General features: G+C 34.0%; 21 protein-coding genes. 1 reads left to right on the plus strand and 20 read right to left on the minus strand.

Annotated features, from left to right (window positions below):
- Positions 1-724: 724 nt before the first annotated feature.
- On the minus strand, positions 725-1,771 hold the full coding sequence (gene rsgA / locus COE53_RS00080; RefSeq protein ID WP_069032428.1) for a ribosome small subunit-dependent GTPase A: 1,047 nt from the start codon (positions 1,769-1,771) through the stop codon (positions 725-727).
- Positions 1,772-2,457: 686 nt separating this feature from the next.
- On the opposite strand from rsgA, the gene COE53_RS00085 reads away from it, so the two are divergent.
- The gene (locus COE53_RS00085) at positions 2,458-3,852 is read left to right on the plus strand and encodes a peptide MFS transporter (protein WP_069032427.1); all 1,395 of its coding nucleotides are present in this window, start codon (positions 2,458-2,460) and stop codon (positions 3,850-3,852) included.
- A 53-nt stretch (positions 3,853-3,905) separates the two neighbouring features.
- On the opposite strand, the gene COE53_RS00090 is transcribed toward COE53_RS00085, so the two are convergent.
- From COE53_RS00090 to COE53_RS00180, 19 genes are all read right to left on the minus strand, one after another.
- Positions 3,906-4,355 (minus strand): dCTP deaminase domain-containing protein, encoded by a 450-nt coding sequence (locus COE53_RS00090; RefSeq protein WP_069032426.1) that lies wholly within the window; start codon positions 4,353-4,355, stop codon positions 3,906-3,908.
- A gap of 121 nt (positions 4,356-4,476) precedes the next feature.
- A complete protein-coding gene (locus tag COE53_RS00095) occupies positions 4,477-5,301 on the minus strand; it encodes a GNAT family N-acetyltransferase (RefSeq protein ID WP_069032425.1) in 825 nt (274 codons plus the stop codon).
- 98 nt (positions 5,302-5,399) lie between these two features.
- Positions 5,400-6,464 carry an undecaprenyldiphospho-muramoylpentapeptide beta-N-acetylglucosaminyltransferase gene (locus tag COE53_RS00100; RefSeq protein ID WP_069032424.1) on the minus strand — a complete coding sequence of 355 codons (1,065 nt, stop codon included), beginning with the start codon at positions 6,462-6,464 and terminating at the stop codon, positions 5,400-5,402.
- Positions 6,465-6,857: 393 nt separating this feature from the next.
- Complete coding sequence (locus COE53_RS00105) at positions 6,858-7,745, minus strand: hypothetical protein (RefSeq protein ID WP_069032423.1); 888 nt, start codon at positions 7,743-7,745, stop codon at positions 6,858-6,860.
- Positions 7,746-7,889: 144 nt separating this feature from the next.
- Complete coding sequence (locus COE53_RS00110; RefSeq protein WP_069032422.1) at positions 7,890-8,294, minus strand: MaoC/PaaZ C-terminal domain-containing protein; 405 nt, start codon at positions 8,292-8,294, stop codon at positions 7,890-7,892.
- Positions 8,291-8,740: a MaoC family dehydratase N-terminal domain-containing protein gene (locus COE53_RS00115; protein WP_091021427.1), complete on the minus strand. Its 450-nt coding sequence runs from the start codon at positions 8,738-8,740 to the stop codon at positions 8,291-8,293. Before COE53_RS00115 ends, COE53_RS00110 begins: the two co-directional genes overlap by 4 nt.
- A gap of 18 nt (positions 8,741-8,758) precedes the next feature.
- Entirely contained in the window at positions 8,759-9,517 is a 759-nt protein-coding gene (fabG, locus tag COE53_RS00120) for a 3-oxoacyl-ACP reductase FabG (protein WP_069032420.1), read from the minus strand.
- A gap of 19 nt (positions 9,518-9,536) precedes the next feature.
- A complete protein-coding gene (locus COE53_RS00125; protein WP_069032419.1) occupies positions 9,537-10,715 on the minus strand; it encodes an acyl-CoA dehydrogenase family protein in 1,179 nt (392 codons plus the stop codon).
- Between the two features lie 50 nt (positions 10,716-10,765).
- Positions 10,766-11,746, minus strand: coding sequence for a quinone oxidoreductase family protein (locus COE53_RS00130; RefSeq protein WP_069032418.1), 981 nt, complete (start codon positions 11,744-11,746; stop codon positions 10,766-10,768).
- Positions 11,747-11,767: 21 nt separating this feature from the next.
- Positions 11,768-12,547, minus strand: a complete 780-nt coding sequence (locus tag COE53_RS00135) for an enoyl-CoA hydratase/isomerase family protein (RefSeq protein ID WP_069032417.1) — start codon at positions 12,545-12,547, stop codon at positions 11,768-11,770.
- A gap of 24 nt (positions 12,548-12,571) precedes the next feature.
- Positions 12,572-13,639, minus strand: a complete 1,068-nt coding sequence (locus COE53_RS00140; protein ID WP_069032416.1) for a phosphotransferase family protein — start codon at positions 13,637-13,639, stop codon at positions 12,572-12,574.
- A gap of 31 nt (positions 13,640-13,670) precedes the next feature.
- A complete protein-coding gene (locus COE53_RS00145; protein WP_069032415.1) occupies positions 13,671-14,072 on the minus strand; it encodes an acyl-CoA thioesterase in 402 nt (133 codons plus the stop codon).
- A 72-nt stretch (positions 14,073-14,144) separates the two neighbouring features.
- On the minus strand, positions 14,145-14,714 hold the full coding sequence (locus tag COE53_RS00150) for a TetR/AcrR family transcriptional regulator (protein ID WP_069032414.1): 570 nt from the start codon (positions 14,712-14,714) through the stop codon (positions 14,145-14,147).
- A gap of 223 nt (positions 14,715-14,937) precedes the next feature.
- A complete protein-coding gene (locus tag COE53_RS00155; protein WP_069032413.1) occupies positions 14,938-16,560 on the minus strand; it encodes a long-chain-fatty-acid--CoA ligase in 1,623 nt (540 codons plus the stop codon).
- Positions 16,561-16,620: 60 nt separating this feature from the next.
- Entirely contained in the window at positions 16,621-17,373 is a 753-nt protein-coding gene (locus tag COE53_RS00160; RefSeq protein ID WP_069032412.1) for an SDR family NAD(P)-dependent oxidoreductase, read from the minus strand.
- A 34-nt stretch (positions 17,374-17,407) separates the two neighbouring features.
- Positions 17,408-18,646: an acyl-CoA dehydrogenase family protein gene (locus tag COE53_RS00165; protein ID WP_069032411.1), complete on the minus strand. Its 1,239-nt coding sequence runs from the start codon at positions 18,644-18,646 to the stop codon at positions 17,408-17,410.
- A 62-nt stretch (positions 18,647-18,708) separates the two neighbouring features.
- On the minus strand, positions 18,709-19,458 hold the full coding sequence (locus tag COE53_RS00170) for a 2-phosphosulfolactate phosphatase (RefSeq protein WP_069032410.1): 750 nt from the start codon (positions 19,456-19,458) through the stop codon (positions 18,709-18,711).
- A gap of 36 nt (positions 19,459-19,494) precedes the next feature.
- A complete protein-coding gene (locus tag COE53_RS00175) occupies positions 19,495-20,268 on the minus strand; it encodes an SDR family oxidoreductase (protein ID WP_069032409.1) in 774 nt (257 codons plus the stop codon).
- A gap of 486 nt (positions 20,269-20,754) precedes the next feature.
- Positions 20,755-22,098, minus strand: coding sequence for a S1C family serine protease (locus COE53_RS00180; RefSeq protein WP_175403442.1), 1,344 nt, complete (start codon positions 22,096-22,098; stop codon positions 20,755-20,757).
- Positions 22,099-22,296: the final 198 nt, after the last annotated feature.

The following is a 22,296-nucleotide window of genomic DNA, read 5'->3' on the forward strand; positions in this document are numbered from 1 at the left end:
AGTTTATCTATTTTTTGTTTGTTTTGATACAAACTTAAGTATTGTCTTATCTCGGTCTTAAGACTGAGATTTTTTTATAGAATTATGTAACGATTAACGATCCTTGGACTCGTTATGAGTAAGTTAATCGCGGCTTTTTGCCTTTTTACATACTCATCAACATCTTATGAGTCACTATTTCGCGATTTCTTCTTTTATTACTTACTCATGAACCTATTATGAGTCACTAAATCACGACTTCTTGCCTTTTTACATACTCATGAACCTATTATGAGTGACTAAATCGCGATTTCTTCCATTTTTACTTACTCATGAACCTATTATGAGTCACTAAATCACGATTTCTTGCCTTTTTACATACTCATGAACCCCTTATGAGTCACTAAATCGCGATTTCTTCCATTTTTACTTACTCATGAACCTATTATGAGTTACTAAATCGCCATTTCTCTCATTTTTACTTACTCATGAACCTATCATGAGTCACTAAATCGCGATTTCTTCCATTTTTACTTACTCATGAACCTATTATGAGTTACTAAATCGCGATTTCTCTCATTTTTACTTACTCATGAACCTATTATGAGTCACTATCGTTCTTTCTTGCCTTTCTACTACCTCATGAACCTATTATGGGTTAGTAGTTCAAGGATTCTTGCCTCATTGACCGCTTTTGTATCACAAAATTTCAAAAGAAAAAGAAGAGTATAAATACTCTTCTCTCTTACTTATAAGACTTAGTATTCATCATTTTACTAATTTTTTTCCACTTATCTCTTTCTTGTCTAGCTAGTGATGCATCTTGTTTACGTTCTGCATACGCTAGTTCCCTCATTAATTTACGATAGCTTGTGAGTCTTTGTTGATCTAGTTCGCCGTTTTCGATTGCCAGGTTAACTGCACATCCTGGTTCGTTTTCGTGTGTACAGTCTGAGAATTTACATGATTTAGCTAATATTTCGACATCTGTAAATGTCGAGCTTATATGCTCTTCTCCGCCCCAAAGCTGTAATTCTCGCATACCTGGTGTATCGATGACCATTCCGCCAGATGGTAGGAAAAATAATTCGCGGTGTGTAGTTGTATGTTTACCGCGATCATCACCTTCACGGACGTCCTGTGTTATTTGTATTACTTCACCGATTAACGCGTTTAATAATGTAGATTTACCGACACCAGAAGAACCAAGTAAGGAAACAGTCTTCCCTTCTGAAATGAGCTGTTTCAGTTCTTCAATCCCTTCTCCATTTGTACTGTTTACAGAATAAATCGGTACACCAAATGCAATTTCTTCAACTGCTGCAATTTTGGTTGGTAGGTCAGTGCATAAATCCTTTTTTGTTAAAACAATAATTGGATTTGCTCCACTATCATAGGCAACAAGTAAATAACGTTCTAATCTTCTTATATTAAAATCGTTATTCAATGCCATTACTAAAAACACGTAATCTATATTAGCAGCTACTATTTGTTCTTCAATTTTTTCTCCTGCAGATTGCCTTGAAAATTGACTTATTCTCGGCAATACCTTTTGAATAATTGCTTTGTTTTCACCTTTTAACGGTTCAATTACAACCCAATCTCCAACGGATGGAAAATCACTTTTTACTTTTGCCTGGAATTGAAATTTCCCAGAAACTTCACCAGTTAGTTCATTTTCTCCATCATGCAATTTATAAATTTGTCTTTGTTCAGATATAACTCTTGCAACTACAGTATTTTGATCCTTTTCTCCGAACGCTTCGTTCCAACCTAATTGTTTTAAATTCATTTTGTCCTCCAATTATATAAGGACAATAATGAAGATTTACTCCATTTTTTGTCCTCTACTATTTACCTTCTTCTGAACTAAATTAATTAACTTTCCCATATCCATCACTCCGTTTCATATATAGTACTTTTAGTATATCCAAATTTTAGAAAATCGTCCATATGAATTAATTGAATATTAAAAAAGGACGAAACATTCTATTTTCGTTTCGACATTTTTTGACAATTTCCATTCTTTTGTTTAATTAAACTTTTTTAATATTAAAGTAAAAAATTATAAAAACCCTTGAAATATTTCAAAAACTTATTATTATTTAGATATAGGTCTTTTTGTTCAGGCTGTACTAATACAGGTCAATCGACAAAGTCTAAAAATACTAATTTAATAAGAAAAATCAGTATTGCAAGATTTGTCTGACAATATAAAAAACTTTACAGAGATACGCTATTGTGTGTTATACTAAAATAGTAAATTGGTCCCAAGTTTTTTTTGCGGATCTAGATATAAATTTAGTAGCATTGTTCTGTTGAAAATAGTTAGAAATTTTTTTTAACTTAAATTGTCGAAATTTGTTGAATTCGGAAATTATTTTTTACAGTAAATTGACAGAATAGTATATGAATTGACGACAATAAATATTCATACAGAAAATTACACAGAATAGCACTTATGAGGGAGGAATTTGAATGAGCGTAGCAGCAAAACAAAACGTTTCATCAAACGAGCAAAATCAAAAAACGAAACACCCACCTGGCCTTTACTTACTTTTTGCAACTGAGGCTTGGGAGCGCTTTAGTTATTATGGAATGCGTGCACTTTTAGTTCTTTATTTAACAACTTCAGTAGTTCAAGGTGGACTTGGATTTAAAGATGCTTGGGCACTACAACTTTATGGATTATTTACTGGTCTTGTATATTTCACTCCAATCATTGGTGGTTGGATTACAGATAATTTCCTTGCAAAGCGTGCTGCTATAACACTTGGTGGTATTATTATGGCAGCTGGTAATATCGCATTATTCGGTATTCATTCTTCAACAGGTTTATATCTTGGTTTAATTTTAATGATTATCGGTAATGGTTTCTTCAAGCCAAACATTTCAACAATTGTTGGTGAACTTTATGAAGGAGATGACCCACGTCGTGATGGTGCATTCACAATCTTCTACATGGGTATCAACTTAGGTGCATTCTTTGCTCCACTTGTTACTGGTTATTTAGCACAAACTTTATTTATGTCAAAAAATGCTGCTGGTGATGATTTATTCGGTTACCGTTATGGTTTCTTAGCAGCAGCGATCGGTATGATTATTGGTCAAATTATTTTCAACTTATTAGCATCAAAATATCTTGGTGATTTAGGTACAAAACCTAATGCAAAAGTTGTGAAAGAGGGTAACAGCGCTTCAGTTAAGGATATTCCTCTTACTAAAAAAGAAAAACAACGTACAACAGTTATCTTTATCTTAGCTGCATTCGTAGTATTTTTCTGGGCTGGATTTGAACAAGCTGGTTCATCATTAACACTTTATACAGAGCGTTTCTTAGATCTTAAAGTTGGTAGCTTCAATGTACCATCTGCATGGTTCCAATCTGTTAACCCATTATTCATTATGCTTTTCGCTCCAGTTCTTTCTATGATCTGGATTAAAATGGCAAGAAATGGTAAAAACATCAGCGTTCCTGCGAAAATGGCAATGGGTCTTATCCTATTAGGTGTTGGTTTTGCATTCACAATTATGGCGGTTATGAAAACAGGTTCTGATCCAAATCATATTACTGTAAAAGCAAACATGTTATTCATGGTTATGACATATTTCTTCCATACAATTGCTGAATTAGTACTTTCACCAGTTGGTTTATCAGCAGTTTCTCGTTATGCACCTGCTAAACTTGCTTCATTATTAATGGGTGTATGGTTATCATCAAGTTTCATTGCAAACTTAGTTGGTGGACAATTAGCTGCATTTACAACAACTCTTGGTATGTTACAAGTATTCTTAGCAGTAGGTGGAGCAGCAATCGTTGCAGGCTTAATCTTACTTGCTTTATCACCAAAACTTGCAAAAATGTTAGACTAATTACAAAATTAAAAGAACTCGATCACTCGAGTTCTTTTTTTATTTCTACATTTTTATTTGCCAGTACTACCAAAACCACTTACTCGTTCTTCCCCTGCGAAATCATCATCAGCTAATAAGAACTTTTGGAAAACAGCTTGTCCAATTCTCTCACCTTTTTGTATGATAACAGGCTCCTTTGATACATTTATTAATTGCATCATGATATGGCCATCATTTGAAGGATTGCTGTAGTAGTCCGAATCAATTACCCCTACTCCATTTCCTTTCATTAAACCTTTCTTTAACGGTGTAGACGAGCGTACAAATAATGCTAAAAATTCGTCTTTTTGCATATACGCTTTTAATCCTGTACCAACAAGTTTGATCTCGTTTGGATTGATAATTGTCTCTTCAATACATTCGATATCATAACCAGCTGCATGTGTCGTTGCTCTTTTCGGAAGATTCACTCCACAATTTTCGAATCCTTTTGCTACTTCAAACCCTCTTATTTTTTCCAAAACTTTCACCCTTTTCCATTTAATCCATTTCTAGTTTAACATAGATATTTTCATAATGATAAAATTATTATAGTCCATAAAAAAAGAGACTGTCTTAAAAAACAGACAGCCTTTTACTAATTTATTGGCCAATTTTATAATAATCTTGAGTGTTATATTGTCTAAATCCACAATCTAAATATAATTTCTTCGCGTTACTATTTTCTAGCGCAACTTCTAAATGAATTTCGTTTCCAATCTCGTTTTCTTTTTGAATGGTTTGGAGTAATGCATTTTTTCCATATCCCCTACCTTGGTATTCTGGAAGTATTGCAAATCCATAAATCCAACTCTCATTCTTTTCACGAAGCAAACTCATTTTACCTATTTTTTCATCATTTACTTCTATTATAAATAAATCTCGATCTGGTTCATTTAAGATCCGTTGATTGTACTTCTCTGCATCACTATTTTCAAATCCGAAACATACAACATCTAAATTTGAAATAAATGCGAAATCTAATTGCTCTGCTTTCGTGAATTTAACGATTGGAGTAAATTCTTTTACCTCTTGGTCTTTCCAAGCCATTTGATATTCCGAAAAAGAATAGGTACAATTTTTTTGATTTCGAATAAATTCTTTTGCTGATGCTGAAGCTTCAGGTGCATTTAATAAAATGGTAGTGGTTGGAGCGATTGAATTCAGTGCTTCAGTTAACAAACTAGAAAAAATTCCTTTTCGTCGAAAATCCGGGTGAACCATACCACAGATTTCAACTTTTTCTCCAAAATAGTAAGTCGCTAAAAATCCAACTAATTGATTTTCTTCATAGTGAAAGAAATCTTCTTTTACATCTTTTCTTCGATTTCTTAACATTTCCCAGTTTAACTTTAAAGTTATTTCATCAAATTTTTCGCATGCATCTTGTAAAATGCTAATTTCGTTTAATTGTTTTTCTGAAATCAAATTTTCCACCTACTTCTTACAATATTTCTGTTATTCCCTTTAGAGTTATTCAACAAAAAAGCATTTCTTCCTTTATTTAGAAGAATGCTTTAATCGAATTAATTACTATTTATTTCCTCAAGAAGTATATCAAGTGCATTACTTTGATTCGATGATTTCATATTCGTAATGAAAAATTCCTTTTTAGTTTGAAGTTCTTCAATTGATTCTTGAAGTGATTTATTCGTTAAATCCTCTTCTTCCAACATCAATGCAAAGCCTTTTTCTTTAAAAGAATTTGCATTTAATATTTGGTCTCCCCTACTTTGATTTTTCGTAAGTGGGATGATGATCATCGGTTTATGTAACGCTAAAAACTCAAATATGGCATTTGACCCACCTCTTGTAATAATCATTTGGGATGCGGCCAGTACGTCTGCTAACTCGTCATGAACATATTCAAATTGCTTATAGCCTTGAATATTTTTTAAACTTTCATCAACATTTCCTTTACCACATAGGTGAACAATCTGATACTTTTTCGTTAGATCCTGTAATGATTCTCTAACAGTTTCATTGATTTTCTTTGCACCTAAACTTCCACCCATAATTGTTAAGATTGGGATATAGCTTTTAAAATTAAGAAATTCTAAGCCCTTTTCCCTTGAGCCATTTAATAGCTCTTTTCTTATAGGTGAACCAATTACTGTTGTTTTATTTTTTGGAAAATAATTTTTTGCTTCTTCAAATGATGTAAATATTTTGGTAGCAAAACGCTGAGAAATTTTATTTGCAAGTCCTGGTGTCATATCACTTTCATGTATAAAAATTGGAATTTTCAATGTGCTAGCAGCAATGATTACTGGTACAGAAACAAAGCCACCCTTTGAAAAAACTAAACTCGGCTTAATTTTTTTTAATACTTTTCTTGCGTCAAGACAACCTTTTATTACTCGAAACAGATCAATAATATTTTCAAAATCTATATATCGTCTTAATTTTCCGCTTGAAATCCCATAATAAGGTAATTCAATTTTATTTATTAGTTCCTTTTCAATTCCTTTTTTAGATCCAATATAATGAATATCCCAATCATTTTTATTTAACTCATTTATAATGGCGATATTTGGTGTTACATGCCCCGCAGAGCCACCACCGGTAAATACGATTCTTTTCTTAGACATATTAACTCCTATCTATTCTTTTTCAAACTAATTAACTAATCACAAATTTTCACAAAGTCCAAACTGCGACCAAAAAAGCCTACTGGAATATCGTTATCGCCCCCACTATATTAACACTCTATTTATACTCAATTTTATATCTTTATGAGCCTTCATAGCTAAAAAATGCATAATTAGGCAAAGTATTCTCTTGATAAATTCACCAAATCAGAGTGTATTTCCTCTAAAAAACAAAAATGCATTACTTCACATTGTAGAAGTAATGCATTTTTGTGTATAGACAAAGTATTTAAATTTGATTTTCAGATATGTTCTTGTATTTCATGACTGGTCTGGCTCATGTATTGGAATGGATAGACTTCGCACCAACTTCAATTAATTAGATCAATGATTTTATCTTTTATCATTAGGATCAACTTCAAACCATTCTGACATCGATAAGTTGGTAGTAGAATCCTCCCAATCATCAATTGACATATCAGAAAAATCCGTTTCTAATAATTGTTCAGAAGTCTTCTTTTGATTAGAGTCGTTTCCATGATTGTACTGTTGGTGTTGTTCTTCTTTATGATTTGTAAAATCTGATGATAATTCCGAATAATTTTTCTCATTAATACTCGTTAATCCAGTTATTATGCCGCTCGATTGACTTTCGTCCATTGTACTTGCAGAATACTGGTTTATCTCTTCTATATTTTGATTATTATACTTTTTCCTATTAGCTACTCTTGAGTTTTGTTGCTTTTCCTCGAAATGTTCATGTTCTTGATGCTCTTGTTTTTGTTGATGATCTTCATGTTCATAATGTTCTTGATGATTTTCGTGATCATGATGCTCTTGATGATTTTTATGACTTTCATTTTTAGGCTCAAAAATACTTGCTGAAAATTCCTCCACATTATGGATTAAATTTTCAGCCCAATTAGGATGATCAGGATGGTGTTCATGACTTTTGTGATGCTTGTGATGTCTGTTTTGCTCTTGATGGTCTTGATGGTCTTGATGGTCTTGATGGTCTTGATGCTCGTTATGATGCCCTTTATTATGTTCTATATCATGGTGTAAGTTTGATTCATTTTCACTGCTAATCATTGATAGAGTAGTTTTTAATTCTTTTTCTATATTAACAATTTGATGGTCAAAATTATGTAATTGCTTTTTAATTTCTTCCATATGAGATTCTATTTCATCTATTCTTTTGTTAACCTTATGCAAATTTTTTTGGTGTTCATTTTTTTTCAAATCAAATTGCTCTAATAATTTATCAAATGAAAGATCCATTTTTCTCACCTATTTCGTTTTTTAATATTATGTGTAAATCCACTGTATCCAAATCCTTTTTAATGTAAAATTTACATTAGTCGAAGTTGAAATTGTAAAATACAAAAAAGGGACTCCTTTTAGAAGTCCCAATTAGATTCAGTATCATTCATATAATTTAAATAAAATTTTACCAGTAATAACGACTACATCGTTCTGATTCTTTGCATTTACTTTAAAATGTAGTATGTTTTGATCAACTTTATCAAGTGTTGAATTTAATGTGATGACATCATTTAGAAATACCATATTCTTAAATCTTATAGAGTAATTTTCAATAAAGCCAACTTCTAAATAATCGGAAAAAAGCTTAGCTAAATTTCCCATTGTCCACATGCCATGTGCTATAATTCCAGGTAATCCAGCTTTTTTTGCTTCCTCATCAATTGTATGAATAGGGTTATAATCACCTGATGCTCCTGCGTATTTTATTAAATCCATTCGAGATACTGGTTCAAGTATGACTGGTTTCAACGAGTCGCCAATTTGTAAATCTAATAATACTGTCATACCGTTAGCACCTTCCTAACCTCTTCAGTTATAATAACAACTGATTTAGTAGTAAAAATAACATTGCCAGCTTGATCTTCTCCGATATCTGACAGTACTAGAAACCCCATAAAGCCATGCCCACCACGTTTTTCATAATAGTCCTTAATCTCTGTATAACAATAAATGGTTTCACCAACTAAAAGTGGCCTTTTATATTCAAATGTTTGCTCACCATGAATTAGACCAACATTTGGTAGGTTAAAATTCTCTATTTTTCCATAGTCAAATACTCTAGGAAATGTCGTCGGAGCAATATTTTGTCCATATCTAGATTGTTTTCCATATTCTTCGTCAACATAAATTGGATGTAAATCCCCAATTGCTTCGGCAAATTTTTTTACAGCACCGCGTTCTACAGTATTTTTTACTGATTTAGAGCGTTTACCAATAAACGATTTAAACATTTCATCCACCTCAATTTTTTAAGCTTTAGGTCCACCTGCAACATATAAAACTTGCCCATTTACATAAGAAGACTTTTCGTCAGCAAAGAATGCAACTGCATTTGCAATATCCTCTGGTTTACCTGTTCTGCCGGCTGGTATTTGGCTTAAACTTGCCTCAACTAGTTGTTCAAACGTAATACCGATGCGATTTGCTGTTTCTTTCGTCATTTCAGTTTCAATAAACCCTGGTGCCACAGCGTTAGATGTGATTCCATATTTACCAAGTTCAATTGCAAGTGTTTTCGTTAGACCTTGTAAACCAGCCTTTGCAGTTGCATAGTTTGATTGTCCACGATTGCCAAGTGCAGATGTTGAAGAAATATTAATGATTCTTCCATATTTTTGTTTAACCATATAGGTTTGTGCAGCACGTACAACATTAAATGAACCTTTCAAGTGAACATCCATAACAGTATCCCAATCTGAGTCTGTCATTTTAAATAATAAATTATCGCGAATAACACCTGCGTTATTGACTACAATATCTAATGAACCAAATGTATCATGAACCTCTTTCATAGCAGTTTCAACTTCATTGGTATTAGTAACGTTTGCAACTTTCGTGTATATTTCATATTGCTTAAATTCTGAAGCAGTTTGTAATAGTGCTTCTTCATTCACATCAATAATCGCTACTTTCGCTCCTTCTTTTGCAAATAATTCTACGATTCCCTTTCCGATACCTCGACTACCACCAGTAATAAAGGCTACTCTGCCTTCAAATCTTCCAGCCATTTCACTTCTCTCCCATCTTTTAAACGTACTGTCCTAATTTAACATGTCCTTTTAGTAAATTACGTGAAATGATTAAGCGTTGAATTTCATCCGTACCGTCGTATATTCTCCATAATCTTGCTTCACGGTACCATCTTTCAATAGGAAGTTCTTTTGTATACCCGATTCCACCATGTATTTGAAGTACGCGGTCTACAACTCGATTTCCCATATTCGAACCATATAGTTTTGCCATTGATGCTAAATGTCGATTGTCTTCTCCTTGATCGAGTGTATATGCGGCATTTAATACAAGCCATTTGGCAGCTTCTATTTCAACAGCAGAATCTGCTATTTGCCATTGTATTGCTTGTCGTTCGGCAATTGGTTTTCCGAATGTTTCCCTTTCTTTTGAGTAGTCAATGGCCATTTGTAATAAACGTTCAGCAGCTCCAACTGCTGTGGCCCCTACAATCCATCGTGCAAATCCGATCCATTCAAGTCCTAAATTATAGCCACCATTTAATTCACCCAAAATATTTTCTTCAGGCACACGGACATTATCAAATACTAAACCAGCTGGTCCCCATTCGCCCATTGTATGGATAAATTCAGACCTCCACCCCATGTCCCGGTCGACTATAAAACAAGTTACACCTTCTCTTCCACCCGTTTTTTGATGTCTTTCTTTATCCGTTATTGCAATGACCATTACAAAATCTGCTTCGTTTCCACCTGTAATAAATGTTTTTTCACCGTTTAATACCCATTCATTCCCATCCTTTACAGCGGTCATTTTAATGTTTTGAGTATCAGAGCCAGCATTAGGTTCCGTCATGGCAAAGCATGATTTTTTTTCTCCATTTATTGTAGGAATAAGGTATTTCTTTTTTTGTTCTTCGTTACAATAAAACAAAATATTATCCGCATAACCACCAAATTTGAAAGGAACGAATGTTTTTGAAATTTCCATATAAATAATTGCTAACATCATTTGGCCTAAATCAGCACCACCATATTCAGTAGGTGTATTAATTCCCCAGAAACCAGCTTTTTTTGCTTTTAATTGTAGTTCCTTTTCAACCGCGGGATCTAAGCTTGGTCTGCCCTCACGTTCATTTCTAAGTACTTCATTCTCTAAAGGGATTAATTCTTTTTCAACAAATTTTCGAATTGTTTTTTGAATCATTTTTTGTTCGTCAGTCAGGCGTAAATGCATTTAAATTTCCCCCGTTTCATCTGATCAAATCTTTTCATATCAAAAATTCATTATGTTCTCGGCTCTAAAATCACTTTTCCAACAGTTTTCCTTGATTGCAATATCGTATGGACATTGGCAGCTTCACTTAATGGAAATACTTCTCCAATCGTGATCGTTAATTTCCCTTCAGCTAAATAAGTAAATAACTCTTCTAAGCTTTGTTTAATTAATGCCTTTTTTCTCAAAAGTGGTGGTAAGAAAAACCCAATTACTGATTGATTTTTTGCCATTAGAGAGGATGGGTAAAACTTACTTTGCTGGCCACTTGCTACACCATAAATAACTAATCTTCCGAAATAAGCTAAGCAATCTAACGTTTTATAAAAAACATCGCCTCCAGCCATCTCTAAGGCAACATCTACACCTTTTCCATTTGTAGCTTCAAGTACTTTGTGTTCCCAGCCTGCTTCTGTATAATTGATTAATACATCTGCGCCCATCTCTTTTGCTAGCTGTAATTTTTCGGCTGTACTTGCTGTAGCGATTACTTTACCTGCTCCAAAAAGCTTCGCTAGTTGCACAGCTAAAGTACCTAGACCACCTGCTGCCGCATGAACTAAAACGGTTTCTCCTGGTTCTAACATACCCATTGTTTTTAAGATATGGTAAGCACTTAATCCTTGGACGGGTAATGCAGCGGCTATTTTAAAATCCATTCCGTTCGGTAAAGGAATAATTGAACGCTCATCTGTCAGAGCAAAGTCTGAGTATCCACCACATTCTAACATTGAAACTACTCGATCACCAATCTTTACTGAAGTAACTTCGTCTCCAATTTCCACTACGACTCCTGCAACTTCAGCACCAGGTACATACGGCAAAGTAGTTTTAACTACATATTGATTTTCTCTTCGCGCTGTATCAGCATAATTGACACCTGCTGCATGCACTTCAATTAATACTTCTTTCCCCTTTGGAACTGGTCTTTCAAGTTCGACCTTCTCTAATACCTCAGGACCACCAAATTGTTTAAATTGAATTGATTGCATCGTAAACTTCCTTTCAGTTTTTTATTTACCAGTAAAAATCGCTTTTCTTTTTTCTTTAAATGCTAAAACACCTTCTTGATGGTCTTCAGTTGCTACCATTAGTGGCTGAGTAATTCTTTCAAGTTCTAGCATTTCATCTAAAGTTGATGTAAAAGATTGATTAATTAGTTTTTTCATCATACCATTTGCTTTACCAGGACCTGCGGCTATTTTATTTGCAAATTTTACTGTTTCTTCAGCTAAGTTTTCAGCTGGTACGAGTGCGTTAATCATACCAAGCTGATACATTCTTTCAGCAGGAACTGGCTCTGCAGTAAAGAAAAACTGTTTTGCTAAATATGGACCGATTAACCTTGGTAGGAAATAAGAACCGCCTCCATCAGAGATTAATCCAACTTGAGAGAAGCTTAAAGCAAATTTACTATCGTCTGCTGCAATGATTAAATCACATGCTAAAGCCAAGTTAAAACCAGCACCAGCTGCAAAACCATGAACTGAAGCTATTACAGGCTTTTCGATCTCACGAATCGTTTTAATAACTGTATTTAGGATTCCTATATGCTCATATACTGCATTTGGAGTGACGTTTCCCATCGTTTTTACATCTCCACCAGCTGAAAATGAACGACCTGCACCATTTAGTACAATTGCTTTAATTTCCGGATTCAGTTTTGCTTGATTAAGCGCTTCAGTAATACCATTTAACATTTCATAACTAAAAGAATTTAAGCTTTCAGGCCTATTTAGTGTTAAAGTTAAAATCCGCTCATTAATTTCTACTATTAAATGTTGTTTACTCATTTATTACACTCCTTTTATATGAATCTATTTAACTGCTAGATCATTGGCAATCCTTATCAGATTTTCAGCGAATTGGTTAAATTTTGCAAATCGCTGATCACTTGTTTGTCCAGCTTTAAATCGATAGAAGATTTGTTGAACAATTACTGCTAATTTAAAATAGGCGAATGCCATATAGTAATTAATGTTTGATAAATCTCTGCCACTTTTCTTTGCGTAGCCTTCAATAAATTGATTCCTTGTAATAAATCCTTCTTGAATCGTAACAGGTGGTTTACCTAAGCCAAATTTTAATAAATCAGGATCATCATTTTGAATCCAATAGCATAAAGCAACACCTAAATCAGCTAATGGATCACCAATTGTTGCCATTTCCCAATCAAATAGTCCAATCATTTCTTTTAAATCGTGACTAAACATCGAATTATTCAATTTGAAATCATAATGAATAATTGATGACTGATGATTTTTTGGTACATTATTGATTAACCAACTCATTAGTCGATCAACTTCGGCAATTTCACTAGTCTTTGCCCTGTTATACCGTCCAATCCAGCCGTTTACTTGTCTTTCCATAAAATTCTCAGGTTTTGTTATTTCTAGGAGTTTTGTTTTTGTATAATCAATGGAGTGTAACTCAACCAGCTTATTTACCATTACAGTAGATAATTTTTTACGATCTTCAATTGTTACGTTTAAATGTGGAGGAAATGATGAGTCAAATACTTCACCATTTTTTCTTTCCATAATGAAAAATGGACTACCTACAATTACATCATTTTCTGAATATAAAATTGGCTTAGGAGCAGCCGAAAAGTGAGGATGAATTTCTGATAAAATACGAAATTCTCTTTTCATATCGTGTGCTTTTGGAGCAACTGGGCCAAGTGGCGGCCGTCTTAACACCACTTCCCATTCTCCAATTTTTAGTAAATAGGTTAAGTTTGAATGACCCGATGAGAACTGACGAATCGCTAATTCTCCATCTGGTAGTTCCTCAATATTTTTTGCTAAAAATTTATGTAAAACATGAGGATTTAACTCTTCACCTTTGCGAACTTGAATCGTTTCCAATTCGATCTTTTCAGCCATATTCCCCCTCCTTTACTTTAGAAAATTCAGTTTATTTAACAACTAAATGCCTTTCTAACTGTTCTTTAAATAACTCAGGAAGTACTTCGCTACGCTGTTCTTTAAAATTAAAAAATACGATGATCGCATTACCTGTAGCAATCATTTGCTTTGTCTCTTCACAACAAATTTCATGTTCGAGATGAAAGCTTTTGTTTCCTATTTTTGAAATATAGGTTGATACTGATAATTTTTGATTGAAGTGACCTTGATTCACAAAATCACATTTTGTTGACGCTAGAATAAACTTCCAATCATCTAGATTCATTGAATAGCCAAGCGATTGGAAGAATTTAATTCGCGCTTCTTCTAAATAAATAAAGTAACTAGTATTGTTAATATGACCTAATGCATCGGTTTCACAAAATCTAGGGGTAACGGTGAATTTTTCCATAAAACTACCTACCTTTATCAATTATTTACCAATACTAACTGGTCGGTATGTAAAGGAGAAGGAGACAAAAGATTACTCCTCTACTTTAATCCCTTTTAAGATCATATCTTGGAATGACTTCGCTATTTCAAATGCATTTTTTTGTCCTTCTGCGTTATACCATTCATAACTCCAGTTCATAACACCTAAAATACCAAATGAAACGATTGGTACGTCTAAATCTGATCTTAAATCACCATTTTTAATTCCTTCATTAAGAAGTTTCTCAATATTAAATCTGTATAAATCCCTTTTGGCTTTAATTTCTGTTAAACTTTCAGGATTTAAATGTCTCATTTCACGATAAAACACTTTTGCACTTGGACCTTGCTTTTTAATGTCCATTAAACTTAAATAAATGACTTCAAATAGCTTATCTGAAAAGCTTTTCTTTGAATCATTAATAACTTCTTCCTGCTCATTTAATACTTCATCAATAAATTGAAGGTGAATTTCCATAAGAAGCTGTTCTTTGCTTGTATAATAGTAGTAAAAAGTTCCTTTTGTCACTCCGATCGATTCGACGATATCTTGAATGGATGTACTCGTAAATCCTTTTTTATCAAATAGCTGTATAGAGTGTTCCTTTATTTTTTGTTTCATTAGATGTCCTCGCAATCTTAAAAATTCAATAGAATTATATCATAGTACAAGGAAGGTTTTATCAAAATTCAATTTATTAATGTTTATAAATAAGTATGTGTGGTTGATGTCCACTGCAGGATGCTCGCTTTTTTTGTGTAGCGAGATTCTTTAGCTTCCTCGTCAAGTTCGTTCCTGGGGGTTTCAGTCTTCCAACATATCCCACAGGAGACCGTTCTTTCAATTACCCTTGATAGATAGAGCTTTCCTCTTCTCTAATTGCCTTTCTTAATATTTTGCCAACATTCGTTTTCGGTAGTTCGTTTCGGAATTCGATTATTCGAGGAACTTTATAGGTCGCTAAATGATTTTTACAGTATTCCTTCATTTCTTCTATAGTAAGATATTTATCTTCTTTAAGGACTATCACTGCTTTTACTGTTTCACCTCTATAGGAGTCGGGTACCCCTATTACTACAGCCTCTTTTACGTAGGGATGCTCATAAATTACTTCTTCAATTTCACGAGGATATACATTAAAGCCACTTGCGATAATCATATCCTTTTTTCGATCTAGAATTGAGACGTAACCATCTTCATCGACGCTCGCAATATCACCAGTATATAACCATCCATCTCTGATTGTATTTGCCGTTTCTTCTGGCAAATTCCAATAGCCTTTCATTACTTGAGGACCTTTAATGATTAATTCACCAATTTCTCCTACTGGAACTTCGTCTAATCCGGTAGCTATGTCAACAATTTTTGAATCAGTAGATGGATAAGCGATTCCCACAGTACCAGGCTTTCTTGCTGCAAATGCAGGATTACTATGAGTCGTTGGGGACGCTTCAGATAATCCATAGCCTTCTAAAATAGTAGCACCTGTCTTTGTTTCGAATTGCTTCATTAGTTCTACTGGCATCGGTGCACTGCCACTATTGCAAAGCTTAATTGCATCGATCCCATATTTTTCAGACTCAGGATGGTTAATTAATGCAACATACATTGTTGGGACGCCTGGAAATAGCGTAGGTTGTTCATTTTTTATCGTATTTAAAACTTCTTCAATTTCAAATCGTGGTAGGATGATCATTTCGTTAGCCATGAAAACACTTAAATTAATACATACGGTCATTCCATAAACATGGAAAAATGGAATGATGGATAAGACCCGCTCACAACCAGGATTAAATGCACCTTTAAAAAATTCACCTTGCTGCATTATATTTGCGTATAGATTTCGGTGGGATAGCATTACTCCTTTTGAACGTCCAGTTGTTCCACCCGTATATTGAAGAATTGCAACATCTTCATGAGAATCAATCGTAACTGGCTTTAATTCTTGATTTCCGCTTTGCAAAAAGTTTCCAAATGTTATTGCTTCGTCATAATTCTCTTCTATACCAGTAAAATTTACTACGATAATTTTCTGTAATTTTGTTTCTTTACTTAATGTTTTGACGATTGGGTACAAACTGTTTAATACGACAATCGTTTCAGCTCCAGAGTCAATTAATAATTCTTTTAGCTCTCTTTCAACTGACATTGGATTTACTTGGGTTACGATTCCACCTACAGTTAGAATGCCATAATATGAAATTACATATTGTGGACAATTTGGAAGCATGATTGCTACACGATCACCTTTTTGAATACCATTTTTTTGTAAAGCAGAAGCAAATCTCTTTACTGCCGACTGCACTTCTTTATAAGTATTTTTTTTACCATAAAATGTTAGACAAGAATGATTAGGATAGTTTTCTGCAGTTTCGTTAAACATTTCTGGTATTGATTTTGTCGGAATTGATAGTTCTTTTGCAATATATTCAGGATAGTGAGCTAACCAAACTTTATTTGTTGACATACATAACTCTCCATTTCTGATCATGAATATTGTTTTAAACAACTTTTCAAACCTAATAGATTAGAATATTAATCCTCCACCATCAACCGATAACGTTGCTCCAGTCACGAACGATGCTTCATCAGATGCTAAAAATAGTGCAACTGATGCAATTTCATCTGGAGTCCCTATTCTACCAAGTGCATTTGCACGGGATAAAATCGGCCACTTTCTTTCATCATTTTTCCATTCCTTAATGATATTTGTATCAATTATTCCTGGAGCAATTGCATTTACTCTAATATTATATTTTCCATACTCTAATGCTGCATTTTGCGTTAATAATACTACTCCACCTTTAGAAGCATTGTAAGCACTAACATATTTCCTTCCTTTTAAACCTAGTAAACTAGCTGTATTGATAATCACACTATTGCCAGATTTTTTAAGCTCTGGAATTGCATATTTTATACCTAAAAATACACTTTTCAGATTAATATCGATTACTTGATCCCATTCCTCTTCTGCTAAATCTACACTTCTTACTTCGGAGTTCCCAATTCCAGCATTGTTAAACAAAATATCTATGCTACCAAAATGTTCAACAGCTTGCTTCATCAAATTTTGGATGCTTTTGCTTTCAGCAACATTCGTTTTAACGAAAATAGCTTCTGGATTTTGTTCTTTTATTACACCTAGTGTTTCTTCACCAGTAACTTCATTAATGTCTGCTAAAACAATTTTTGCTCCCTCATTTGCGAAGCGGATAGCAGTTGCACGCCCGATACCACTACCTCCGCCGGTAATAACTGCGACTTTATCTTTTAGTCTCATATCGATCCTCTCTCAATCTGTCATTTAATTTGAATTAACTTTTTATTGTAGAGAAGTTTTTTTCTGTAGCATGTTTTTTTAATTCTAATCTTGCTAACTGCGCTCGATGTACTTCATCTGGACCATCAGCTAATCTTAACGTTCTGGCATTTGCCCATTGAGCTGCTAACGTATAATCATTAGATACACCCGCAGCTCCAAAGGCTTGAATAGCGCGGTCAATTACTCGTAAAGCCATTGAAGGAGCGACGACTTTTATCATAGCAATTTCTGCTTTCGCCTCTTTATTACCAACTGTGTCCATCATATATGCGGCCTTTAAGGTTAGTAATCTAGCTTGCTCAATTTCTATTCTTGAATTTGCAATCCATTCTTGAACTACGCCTTGATTTGCAATTGGCTTACCAAATGCTGCTCGATTTTGAACACGCTTACACATTTCTTCGAGTGCTCGTTCGGCAGCACCAATCAATCTCATACAATGGTGAATACGACCTGGACCAAGTCTACCTTGTGCAATTGCAAATCCTTTCCCTTCTCCCCATAAAATATTACTTGCAGGAACTTTTACATTTGTAAATGTAATTTCTGCATGTCCATGAGGCGCATGATCATAACCGAAAACAGGTAATACCCTTTCAATTTTCACCCCAGGTGTATTTAACGGAACTAGAATCATAGATTGCTGTTCATACTTAGGTGCATCTGGGTTCGTTTTGCCCATAAATATTGCAATTTTACATCTAGGATCCCCTGCTCCTGATGACCACCATTTTCGACCATTGATGATATAAAAATCACCTTCTTTTTTGATACTCGCTTCAATATTTGTTGCATCAGAAGAAGCGACCTCAGGCTCAGTCATTGAAAAACATGAGCGAATTTCACCATTTAAAAGTGGTACTAACCAGTTTTCCTTTTGCTCTTTCGTACCATATCTTTCTAAAACTTCCATATTACCTGTATCTGGTGCACTACAATTAAACACTTCTGGTCCAATCATAGATCGTCCCATAATTTCGCATAATGGAGCGTATTCTAAATTCGTTAAACCTGCTCCAAGGTCACTTTCAGGTAAAAATAAATTCCATAATCCTGCTTGTTTTGCTTTTTGTTTTAATTCTTCCATAATCGGAGGTACATCACTCCACCGAGTTTCTTGTGCATTTAACTGCTGTTCAAATATTTGCTCATTAGGATAAACATACGTTTCCATAAATTTTGTTAATATTAATTGAAGCTCTTTACTTTTTTGCGAATATAAAAAATCCATTCAATCATCCCTTTCACAACTAGTTTTTGCCTAACAAGTTACAGTGTTTAATAGGGTAATATTTAGATAGTTTCCTTTGAAAAATTAACATTAATTACGCTTCTACCATCTACAAATATCGGTACAACATTTAAAATACTTTTACTAGAAACAAATTTTAATTCCTCTTCAAAGCCATAACGAATTAACATTTTACCAACATTCGATTCCGCTAAAATCTCATAACATTTTTCTTTCAATCCTAAGTAAAAATAATGGGCAGATTTAGCTGCATCGGATAAATCGAAAGGATATGATTCATTAACTAAGCAATCAATAAAATAACCAACTCCATAAAAATCTTCCATATTAAATTGTCCTGACGACCCCGAACATACTAAAATAACAGACTCATCTTTGTAAGATTGTCTCAAGTGATTTGCAACTGCATTTGCATTCAAAATCGATGCAGCGTATACTCTCTTTGCATTTTGAGAATTTTTTAATGCCACTGTTCCATTCGTTGTCGATAAAACGATTGACTGATCAGAAACAATTTTCTTTAACATTAGTGGATTAGGTGATAGAAACCCTTCAATTGTATTCCCTTCATATTCCCCTATTAATAGATATTCTTTGTCCACATTTTTATTTGTGAAAAGAACTGCCTCTTGTCCATTCATTACAGGTATAACCTCTTTAGCACCAAAGGCTAATGTCGCTGTAATTGTCGAAGTAGCAAGTAATACATCAAAAACGACTACTATCTTTTCATCGTTTAGTTTTTGATCATCAATTTCTTCTTTTTTCATCAAAAGATGAAGTTTGCCCATTTACAAAACTCCTTTTTGATTATGGTGTTTCAAACTTTAAACGATCGATGTTCCACCATCAACAACCAAAACTGACCCAGTCACATAATTCGATGCTGGTGCTGCTAAAAATAAAGCTGCACCTTTTAACTCGTCTTCATTTCCAAATTTCTTAAGTGGGATAGATTCTAATATTTCATCTGTTCCGTGGGAAATAACATCTTTAGACATTTTTGTCGGGAAAAATCCAGGAGCTAATGCATTTACATAAATTCCACTTGGACCCCATTTGGCAGCTAAATCTTTTGTAAAACTGATCACTGCACCTTTACTTGCACTATAACCAACAGCATTCATTACGTTTGGATTCGTTCCAACTAAGCCAGCAATCGAAGCAATATTTATAATTTTTCCGGATTTTTGTGCTAACATGATTTTCCCTACTGCTTGAGACATTAAAAACGTACCAGTTACATTAACATTCATTACTTTATTCCATGCCTCTAAAGGCATTTCTTCAGCTGGTGCTCCCCAAGATGCACCACTATTGTTTACTAAAATATCTATTCGGCCAAATTTCTCTTTCGTTTCGTTAACTACTGTTTGGACATCCTCTTTGTTTGTTACATCACACTTCAATGCGATAGATTCTACACCTAAACTTTTCAATTCTTCACTAATTTCATGGCATGCTTCTACATTTCGAGAACAAAGTACAACATTTGCACCTGCTTCAGCGAATCCTTTCGCAATTTGTTCACCTAGACCTCGTCCACCACCAGTTACAATGGCTACTTTCCCTGTTAAATCAAATAACTCTTTTACGTGCATTTCAAATCCTCCTAAAATTAGTATTTATTCCATAACGGTCCTATCTTTGCACAAAACTTTCGCTTCATTTTTAAACAAACGTTTAGATACTAACCAGTCGGTATGTTTGTTAATTTGATAATACAAGAAAAATTCTGAATATTCAATATGAAATACTGTTTAAATTTTTTATGTTACTTTTTATCCATATTTACTAGATGATTTGCTTACTATTTTAGTTTTGGTTACGATTTAAAACGTCTATTTCCAGGTAAATCTAACTATAAAAAAACTTTTGAATTGTTTAAACTAATAAATTATTGACCATCCTTGATTTATACGACTCCTTTTGTTTGTAGCTCTACAATTGGTTTAGGTAGGATTTTTATCCCACTTATTCGTTCCAATTGCAACCTACGATCAGCAAATGGAGCCGTATTTTCCATGAAGCACTATTCAAATAAATTTTTCATTATTTATTTCTCAGGAACTGTTTGAAATTCAAGTTTAGTCGGATTCATGATCGGTTGATAGTGGATTCGATGTAGTATTTGATTTTGGTTTACTGTTATACGTGAAAGTATAAAGAAGAAGAATGAGGATTAGTATACTTGCGACAATATCTTGAATGTAAAAACTCGTTTTGTGTTTAGCCCAAAGTGTTTTGCTTGAGCCCATTTTTTGTTTTGATTCATGAATGTACCGCTTTACTTCTGGATGGTTCGGATAGATTTGTTGGACTTCTTCAAATTTTGACAGTGCGTCTTTGTAATAGCCTGCCCAGTAGAAAGTTAACCCTTCTATGAACAATTTATCAGTTTGGCTTTTTGTTTCATGTACGTCCGCTTTATTGAAAACTTTTTTCAACGTGTTCACAGGTACCGCAAAATGAAATCCTTGCACTTCTTGGTCATTCACCGTATCTCCTCGGAAGGTGAGTAAGCCAATCAATTGTCCTTTGTTATTGATGATGGGTCCACCACTATTTCCATGGGTAGATGCTGCATTGATTTGAAGGACCGGGCTACCTGCTAATGTAGTTTTTGAGACCGCTGAAATTTGCCCTTTATTCATCGTGGGGATTACATAACTATGCATGGATAGCAATTCAGAATCTGCTGCAGCTGGGTAACCAATCACCCAAATATTGTCTTGATCTTGAATAGAATCACTGTTTCCAAGGGGAATAGTAGGATAGTTGGAGCCATCGATTTCTAAAAGGGCCACATCTTTTCCATGATCGGTAGGTTGTTGATACCTTTTGACGACTGCGCTAATAGGATCATCTACTGTCGGTAAGTAGACGTCGACGCCTTTTTGGTAGATTTCGTAACTAGTATACTGTTTCAAATACGCATCTGTGTATTTGTGCGTCCAATTATTTTCCGTTGCAACATCATCCACAAGAATTGAAAATGCCTCAGAAACAATATCATGATCGGACATTTGATGAGAATAAACTAGAACATGAGCGTTTGTTACAATATAGCCGTCCGAATTAATGATAGCGCCAGATCCAAAACCGTCCAGTTCAGTTTTATAATCCCATTTCTTCAATACACTCGTTACGCGTTTATCATCTAAAGTAATCGTCCATTTCACAATCGCATAATCAACAATTCGAACAACCGCTGGCTTTGTCGTTTCAGCTAATTGTTGAGGTTTGAGTATGTAAGGGGCAGATGGTTTCTTCGAAGTTAGCACAAACGATGTAGCGATTAAGATCGCCAACACGATACAAAATGGAATGGTGACGAATGCCTTTTTTTTCATTCCAAACATCCTTTCATTTGTTTTGCTTACGATCTTCTCCCAAAAGGAAGTACATACACTAAAGCAAAAAAATGACATAACGCCCTTACTCATAATTGCATATTTTATTTTCTTTATCTTTAATGCAAAAGAAAAAGCCGCATTTATGCAGCTTATACTCTTTTACTATTGTATGGTAATTAAATAAGAAAAAGATTTAATTATTGAAAATTTCTTCGCCAAAGAAAATCAACAATAACTTCTACCTCTTTAAAAATACGATAATTAATATGTTAT

Origin of the sequence: Bacillus sp. AFS029533 (assembly GCF_002585125.1) — a bacterium.
Lineage (GTDB): Bacteria > Bacillota > Bacilli > Bacillales > Bacillaceae_G > Gottfriedia > Gottfriedia luciferensis_B.

What these genes read in the sequence shown, in the direction of transcription:
- COE53_RS00140 (WP_069032416.1), bottom strand. Translation starts at nt 13,639, where the DNA reads ATGGCTGAAAAGATCGAATTGGAAACGATTCAAGTTCGCAAAGGTGAA.
- COE53_RS00165 (WP_069032411.1), bottom strand. Translation starts at nt 18,646, where the DNA reads ATGGATTTTTTATATTCGCAAAAAAGTAAAGAGCTTCAATTAATATTA.
- COE53_RS00135 (WP_069032417.1), bottom strand. Translation starts at nt 12,547, where the DNA reads ATGAGTAAACAACATTTAATAGTAGAAATTAATGAGCGGATTTTAACT.
- COE53_RS00150 (WP_069032414.1), bottom strand. Translation starts at nt 14,714, where the DNA reads ATGAAACAAAAAATAAAGGAACACTCTATACAGCTATTTGATAAAAAA.
- COE53_RS00130 (WP_069032418.1), bottom strand. Translation starts at nt 11,746, where the DNA reads ATGCAATCAATTCAATTTAAACAATTTGGTGGTCCTGAGGTATTAGAG.
- COE53_RS00100 (WP_069032424.1), bottom strand. Translation starts at nt 6,464, where the DNA reads ATGTCTAAGAAAAGAATCGTATTTACCGGTGGTGGCTCTGCGGGGCAT.
- COE53_RS00155 (WP_069032413.1), bottom strand. Translation starts at nt 16,560, where the DNA reads ATGTCAACAAATAAAGTTTGGTTAGCTCACTATCCTGAATATATTGCA.
- COE53_RS00175 (WP_069032409.1), bottom strand. Translation starts at nt 20,268, where the DNA reads ATGCACGTAAAAGAGTTATTTGATTTAACAGGGAAAGTAGCCATTGTA.
- COE53_RS00110 (WP_069032422.1), bottom strand. Translation starts at nt 8,294, where the DNA reads ATGACAGTATTATTAGATTTACAAATTGGCGACTCGTTGAAACCAGTC.
- COE53_RS00160 (WP_069032412.1), bottom strand. Translation starts at nt 17,373, where the DNA reads ATGAGACTAAAAGATAAAGTCGCAGTTATTACCGGCGGAGGTAGTGGT.
- COE53_RS00170 (WP_069032410.1), bottom strand. Translation starts at nt 19,458, where the DNA reads ATGGGCAAACTTCATCTTTTGATGAAAAAAGAAGAAATTGATGATCAA.
- COE53_RS00105 (WP_069032423.1), bottom strand. Translation starts at nt 7,745, where the DNA reads ATGGATCTTTCATTTGATAAATTATTAGAGCAATTTGATTTGAAAAAA.
- COE53_RS00085 (WP_069032427.1), top strand. Translation starts at nt 2,458, where the DNA reads ATGAGCGTAGCAGCAAAACAAAACGTTTCATCAAACGAGCAAAATCAA.
- COE53_RS00180 (WP_175403442.1), bottom strand. Translation starts at nt 22,098, where the DNA reads ATGTCATTTTTTTGCTTTAGTGTATGTACTTCCTTTTGGGAGAAGATC.
- COE53_RS00125 (WP_069032419.1), bottom strand. Translation starts at nt 10,715, where the DNA reads ATGCATTTACGCCTGACTGACGAACAAAAAATGATTCAAAAAACAATT.
- COE53_RS00145 (WP_069032415.1), bottom strand. Translation starts at nt 14,072, where the DNA reads ATGGAAAAATTCACCGTTACCCCTAGATTTTGTGAAACCGATGCATTA.
- COE53_RS00115 (WP_091021427.1), bottom strand. Translation starts at nt 8,740, where the DNA reads ATGTTTAAATCGTTTATTGGTAAACGCTCTAAATCAGTAAAAAATACT.
- fabG (WP_069032420.1), bottom strand. Translation starts at nt 9,517, where the DNA reads ATGGCTGGAAGATTTGAAGGCAGAGTAGCCTTTATTACTGGTGGTAGT.
- rsgA (WP_069032428.1), bottom strand. Translation starts at nt 1,771, where the DNA reads ATGAATTTAAAACAATTAGGTTGGAACGAAGCGTTCGGAGAAAAGGAT.